The 6,860-nt window shown below is 31.3% G+C and carries 3 protein-coding genes, 2 tRNA genes and 3 rRNA genes; 3 read left to right on the top strand and 5 right to left on the bottom strand.

The features are described 5' to 3' along the window. The first annotated feature begins 46 nt into the window (after window positions 1–46). The 3 genes from rpmH to mnmE are packed head-to-tail and all read left to right on the top strand — an operon-like array spanning window position 47 to window position 1,980. Window positions 47–196: a 50S ribosomal protein L34 gene (rpmH, locus tag NARPIN1_RS01260; RefSeq protein WP_130579426.1), complete on the top strand. Its 150-nt coding sequence runs from the start codon at window positions 47–49 to the stop codon at window positions 194–196. A gap of 1 nt (window position 197) precedes the next feature. Next, window positions 198–557: a ribonuclease P protein component gene (gene rnpA / locus NARPIN1_RS01255; RefSeq protein WP_172597013.1), complete on the top strand. Its 360-nt coding sequence runs from the start codon at window positions 198–200 to the stop codon at window positions 555–557. Window position 558: 1 nt separating this feature from the next. Next, on the top strand, window positions 559–1,980 hold the full coding sequence (gene mnmE, locus NARPIN1_RS01250; protein WP_130579422.1) for a tRNA uridine-5-carboxymethylaminomethyl(34) synthesis GTPase MnmE: 1,422 nt from the start codon (window positions 559–561) through the stop codon (window positions 1,978–1,980). 4 nt (window positions 1,981–1,984) lie between these two features. Here the strand turns inward: mnmE and NARPIN1_RS01245 are convergent. The 5 genes from NARPIN1_RS01245 to NARPIN1_RS01225 form a co-directional block, all read right to left on the bottom strand. Beyond that, window positions 1,985–2,056 (bottom strand) — tRNA-Trp (locus NARPIN1_RS01245). Between the two features lie 12 nt (window positions 2,057–2,068). Continuing rightward, window positions 2,069–2,183: ribosomal RNA gene (gene rrf / locus NARPIN1_RS01240) — 5S ribosomal RNA — on the bottom strand. 50 nt (window positions 2,184–2,233) lie between these two features. Continuing rightward, window positions 2,234–5,138, bottom strand: a 23S ribosomal RNA gene (locus tag NARPIN1_RS01235). A 17-nt stretch (window positions 5,139–5,155) separates the two neighbouring features. After that, window positions 5,156–5,227 (bottom strand) — tRNA-Ala (locus tag NARPIN1_RS01230). Window positions 5,228–5,270: 43 nt separating this feature from the next. Beyond that, window positions 5,271–6,828, bottom strand: a 16S ribosomal RNA gene (locus NARPIN1_RS01225). The 16S, 23S and 5S rRNA genes sit together here with 2 tRNA genes alongside, the layout of an rRNA operon. Between the last annotated feature and the right edge of the window lie 32 nt (window positions 6,829–6,860).

The raw sequence follows: 6,860 nt of genomic DNA, 5'->3' as shown, positions 1-6,860 counted from the left end.
ATAATTATTATTTAATTATGTAATTAATTATAAAATAATATTTATTATGAAAAGAACTTTTCAACCATCAAGAATTAAAAGAATTAGAAAAATAGGATTTAGAATTAGAATGTCTACTAAATCTGGAAGAAGAATATTATCTAATAGAAGAAATAAAAAAAGAAAAAATTTAATATTAATAAAATATAAATATTAATTTGAAATTAAATTCATTTAAAAAAAAATATAAATTATCTTTTAGTTATGGAAAAATAATATCTAATAATTTTTTTTTTAAAAAAAGTGATTTTTTTAAAATCAATTATTCAAATAATAATTTAAATTATCCAAGATTAGGAATATACATTAGTAAAAAATGTATTAAATTATCTAATAAAAGAAATTTACTAAAAAGATTAATAAGAGAATATTTTAGAATTAATAAATATAAAATTTATAATTTAGATTATATATTAAAATTAAAATATAATTTTAATTTTAATTATAATTATAATATTGATTATTTTAAGAAAGATATAAATAAAATTTTTAATTTTTTTATTAAAAGAAATATATAATATGAATAATATTTTAATTGATAGTGAAACCATAGCTGCTATATCTACTCCATATGGGAAAGGAGGTATAGGAATAATAAGAATATCTGGAGATGAAGTTGAATATATATCTAATAAATTTTTTAAAAAAATACCTATAATAAGAAAAGCAGAATATTTAAGTTTTCATGATTATAAAAATAATGAAATTCTTGATAAAGGTATAGTTATTTTTTTTAAAAAACCTAATTCTTTTACTGGAGAAAATTTATTAGAATTTCAATGTCATGGAAATCCACATATGATGTCTTATATATTAGATAATATATTATTATGTCCAAATGTTAGATTAGCATATCCAGGAGAATTTACTAAAAGAGCTTATTTAAATAATAAATTAGATTTATTTCAATCAGAATCTATTATTAATTTAATAAATTCAAATTCATTATTAGAATCTAGACTATATAGTAAATCTGTACAAGGAATTTTTTCTAATGAAATAAAAAATTTAATTAAAAAATTAGATGAAATTAAAATATTAATTGAAACATTTATAGATTTTTCTTATGAAAATATAGATATTAATTTAAATTTAAAAATAAAATTTTTATTAAAAAACATTATAAATAAAATTAATAATTTAATTTTAAATTCAGAAAAAAGTTACTTAATTAGTAAAGGTATTATTATATCTATAATAGGAGAACCTAATGTAGGAAAATCTAGTTTATTTAATTTATTAATTAATAAAGATAGATCTATAATAACGTCAATACCTGGAACTACTAGAGATAGTATTAATGAAATATTAGTATTAAATAATAGCATAAATATTAATTTATTTGATACAGCAGGTATACATAATACTGATGATATTATAGAAAAATTAGGTATAAAAAAAACTAAAGAATTAATTAATAAATCTGATTTATTAATTTTAGTTATAGATAATATAGATATAAGAAATAACTTACTAATTAAAAATAAATTAAATATATTAAAAAATAAGGTTAATAAATATATATTTAATATTATAAATAATACTTGTATACCTATAATTATAGTTAAAAATAAATGTGATTTATCAAAAGATGATATAAAAATATATGATAATTATTTTGAAAAAAATATTTCTTTAATAACAATATCTGCAAAATTAAATACTGGAATAAATTTAATAATAAAAAATATAGAACAAATTTTAAAATTAAATAATATAAATGAAATTAAATTTCTAATTTCTAAAAGACATATAGATATTTTAAAAAAATCATTTAATATTTTAAATATTGATGAAAATAAATTTGATATATCAATATTATCGGATAATATTTCACTTTCTCAAAAAGAATTATTAAGTTTAATAAATATAAATAAAAATACACATAATTCAGAAAAAATATTATCAGAAATATTTTCAAAATTTTGTATAGGTAAATAATAAACAGGGATGGAGAGATTTGAACTCCCATCATCCAGTTTTGGAGACTGGCGATCTTCCATTGATCTACATCCCTATTTATTTATATAAATGATATTTTCCTACTCTAACATAGAATAATCTATACTACCATCGGCACTATGATATTTCACTTCTGAATTCGGAATGGGATCAGGTGTTTCCATCACGTTATGAATATCAAATATATATATTTATAAATTTTATATTATAAAATTATACTTTTCAATACTTATAAAATAAGACTCACGGGATATTAGTATCAGTTAGCTCAACATTTCGCAATGCTTATACATCTGACCTATCAACGTCATAGTCTTTAACGTCCCTTTAGGTAATATTTTAATATTACTGGGAAGATTAATCTTAAGGTAAGTTTCCCACTTATATGCTTTCAGTAGTTATCTTTTCCATACGTAGCTACCGGGCAATGCCATTGGCATGACAACCCGAACACAATAGGTATGTCCACTCCGGTCCTCTCGTACTAGGAGCAGTTCCTTTCAATCTTCCAAACGCCTACGGCAGATAGGGACCGAACTGTCTCACGACGTTCTAAACCCAGCTCGCGTACCACTTTAAATGGCGAACAGCCATACCCTTGGGACCTTCTTCAGCCCCAGGATGTGATGAGCCGACATCGAGGTGCCAAACACCGCCGTCGATATGAACTCTTGGGCGATATTAGCCTGTTATCCCCGGAGTACCTTTTATCCGTTGAGCGATGGCCATACCATAAAGAACCATCGGATCACTAAGACCTGCTTTCGCATCTGTTCGAACTGTCATTCTTACAGTTAAGCTAGCTTATGCCTTTGTACTAACCTTACGATTTCCAACCGTAATTAGCTAACCTTTGTACTCCTCCGTTACTTTTTAGGAGGAGACCGCCCCAGTCAAACTACCCACCAGACATTGTCCTAAATCCGGATAACGGATTAAAGTTAGTTTATTTAAAAATAAAGAGTGGTATTTCACTGATGAATAAAACATACTTTTGGTAAATAATATTCTCCCACTTATTCTACACATTAGATTTAAATAAACAATATCAAGCTATAGTAAAGGTTCACGGGGTCTTTCCGTCTTGCCGCAGGTATACTGCATCTTCACAGCAATTTCAATTTCACTGAGTCTCGGGTAGAGACAGTCTGGCCATCATTACGCCATTCGTGCAGGTCGGAACTTACCCGACAAGGAATTTCGCTACCTTAGGACCGTTATAGTTACGGCCGCCGTTTACCGGGGCTTCTATCAAAAGCTTTTTTTAAATAAAATAACTTAATCAATTAACCTTCCGGCACCGGGCAGGCGTCACACTGTATACATCCATTTTCATGTTAGCACAGTGCTGTGTTTTTAATAAACAGTTGCAGCCAGCCGTTATCTTAGACTAATTTAAACTACTAAAAAGTTATAAAATATAATTTTTTTCATTCATAATTAGTATGTCTTATCCCGAAGTTACGACATTATTTTGCCTAGTTCCTTTACCCGAGTTCTCTCAAACGCCTTAGTATTCTCTACCTAACCACCTGTGTCGGTTTATGGTACGATTAATTAAATTTTATGATTTAAAAATTTTTTCTAGGAAGTTTAGCGTCAATTTTTTAATTATTATAAATAATTAATCATCATGCCTTAATATAATTTTAATTATATCCACACACTTAAACTAAGATAACCATCACTTAGCAAATCTAGCTTCCTTCGTTTTTTTAAATAAAATTTAATTAGTACAGGAATATTAACCTGTTATCCATCGACTACGCCTTTCGACCTCATCTTAGGATCGACTTACCCTACCTCGATTAACGTTGGATAGGAACCCTTAGTTTTTCGGCGAACGAGTTTTTCACTCGTTTTATCGTTACTCATGTCAGCATTCGCACTTCTGATATCTCCAACATATTTCACAATATATCTTCACAGACTTACAGAACGCTCCTCTACCCAATTAATTACAAATAATTAATTGCCGAAGCTTCGGTATATGATTTTAGCCCCGTAAATCTTCCGCGCAAAATAACTAGACTAGTGAGCTATTACGCTTTCTTTAAATGATGGCTGCTTCTAAGCCAACATCCTAGTTGTTTAAGAAATTTTACTTCGTTCACCACTTAATCATAATTTTGGGACCTTAGCTTTCGGTCTGGGTTGTTTCCCTTTCCACAACGAACATTATCGCTCGTAGTGTGTCTCCCATAATAAATTTTATGGTATTCGTAGTTTGCATCAAATTGGTAACTAAAAGTCCCTAATTGAAACAGTGCTCTACCCCCAAAAAATAATTTATGAGGCGCTACCTAAATAGCTTTCGAGGAGAACCAGCTATCTCCCGGTTTGATTGGCCTTTCACCCCTAACCACAGATCATCCGCTAATTTTTCAACATTAGTCAGTTCGGTCCTCCAATTAGTATTACCTAATCTTCAACCTGTCCATAGTTAGATCACCGGGTTTCGGGTCTATACCTTGCAACTAAAACGCCCTTTTAAGACTCGGTTTCCCTACGGCTTCCTATTAAAGTTAACCTTGCTACAAAATATAAGTCGCTGACCCATTATACAAAAGGTACGCAGTCACACAATTTTACTTCATGCTCCTACTGCTTGTACGTATACAGTTTCAGGATCTATTTCACTCCCCTATCCGGGGTTCTTTTCACCTTTCCCTCACGGTACTAGTTCACTATCGGTCAATCAGTAGTATTTAGTCTTAGAGGATGGTTCCCCTATATTCAATCAAGATAACATTTCTCGATCTACTTATAGATTATTAATAAAATACTTTAAAATACAGGGCTATCACCTTGTTTCGCTGATTTTTCCAATATCATTCTTATAATATTTTATTAATTCTAAAATCTATTGACTAATCCCTTTTCGCTCACCACTACTAAGGGAATCTCTATTTGATTTCTTTTCCTCAAGATACTAAGATGTTTCAGTTTTCTTGGTTAGCTTTATTAAGCTATTTTATTCACTTAATAATAAATAATATTACTATTATTTAGGTTACCCCATTCGGATATTACCGGTTACGTTTCTTATCAACTAGCCGATACTTTTCGCAGATTAGCACGTCCTTCATAGCCTCTGATTGCCAAGGCATCCACTATATACGTTAATTTACTTATTTATAAGTATAAAATATTATGGAGTTAAGGGGATTCGAACCCCTAACTTTCTGTATGCAAAACAGATACTCTACCATTGAGTTATAACCCCTTAATTTATATATTTAATCAATTAATTTCACACCTTTTTATAAAAAGGAGGTAATCCAACCACAGGTTCCCCTACAGTTACCTTGTTACGACTTCACCCCAGTTATGGATCACAAGGTAATAAGAGTTCCCCTTATAAAAGGTTAAACTTTCTTATTTCTTTTGCAATTCACTTCCATGGTGTGACGGGCGGTGTGTACAAGGCCCGAGAACGTATTCACCGTGACATGCTGATTCACGATTACTAGCGATTCCTGCTTCATGAAGTCGAGTTGCAGACTTCAATCCGAACTTAGATATACTTTATGAGATTTGCTTATTCTTACGAAATAGCTTCTCTTTGTATATATCATTGTAGCACGTGTGTAGCCCTGCTCATAAGGGCCATGATGACTTGACGTCGTCCTCTCCTTCCTCCAATTTATCACTGGCAGTTTTCTTTGAGTTCCCGACATTACTCGATGGCAACAAAGAATAAGGGTTGCGCTCGTTGCGGGACTTAACCCAACATTTCACAACACGAGCTGACGACAGCCATGCAGCACCTGTCTCAAAGCTTCTTTTTTTAAAAGACACTAAAATATTTCTATTTTATTCTTTGGATGTCAAGAGCAGGTAAGGTTTTTCGCTTTGTATCGAATTAAACCACATGCTCCACCGCTTGTGCGGGCCCCCGTCAATTCATTTGAGTTTTAATCTTGCGATCGTACTTCCCAGGCGGTCGATTTAACACGTTAGCTACGAAAATTATAAATAATTACAATCTTCAAATCGACATAGTTTACAGCAATGGACTACCAGGGTATCTAATCCTGTTTGCTACCCATGCTTTCGTGATTCAGTGTCAGTATCTATCCAGGGAGTCGCCTTCGCCACTGATATTCCTCTAGATATCTACGCATTTCACCGCTACACCTAGAATTCTACTCCCCTCTATAGCACTCTAGTTAAATAGTTTCAAATGCAGTTTCTAAGTTAAGCTTAGAGATTTCACATTTGACTTATAAAACCACCTACTCACCCTTTACGCCCAATAATTCCGATTAACGCTTGCACCCCCCGTATTACCGCGGCTGCTGGCACGGAGTTAGCCGGTGCTTCTTTTGTAGGTAATGTCACTTAATATTATTATTAGTAATATTAATTTCTTCCCTTACTGAAAGTGTTTTACAACCCTAAGGCCTTCTTCACACACGCGGCATAGCTGCATCAGGGTTTCCCCCATTGTGCAATATTCCCCACTGCTGCCTCCCTTAGGAGTCTGGACCGTGTCTCAGTTCCAGTGTGGCTGATCATCCTCTCAGACCAGCTAGAGATCATTGCCTAGGTAAGCCATTACCCTACCTACTAGCTAATCTCGTCTGGGCTCATCTTATAACATAAGGTTTAATTCTAAAATTAAATCCCCTACTTTGGTTAAATTAATAACATTATTAAGCATTAGCTATCGTTTCCAATAGTTATTCTTATTTATAAGGCAGATTCCCAGATATTACTCACCCGTTCGCCGCTCGTTGTAAAAAAATTACATTACCGCTCGACTTGCATGTGTTAAGCTTGCCGCCAGCGTTCAATCTGAGCCATGATCAAACTCTTATTTTTAAATAAATATTAAAAATTTTAAAAAAAAAATA

It is taken from the genome of endosymbiont of Pachyrhynchus infernalis (assembly GCF_004296515.1).
Classification (GTDB): Bacteria; Pseudomonadota; Gammaproteobacteria; order Enterobacterales; family Enterobacteriaceae; genus Nardonella.
This window is presented reverse-complemented; position numbering and strand designations above follow the sequence as displayed.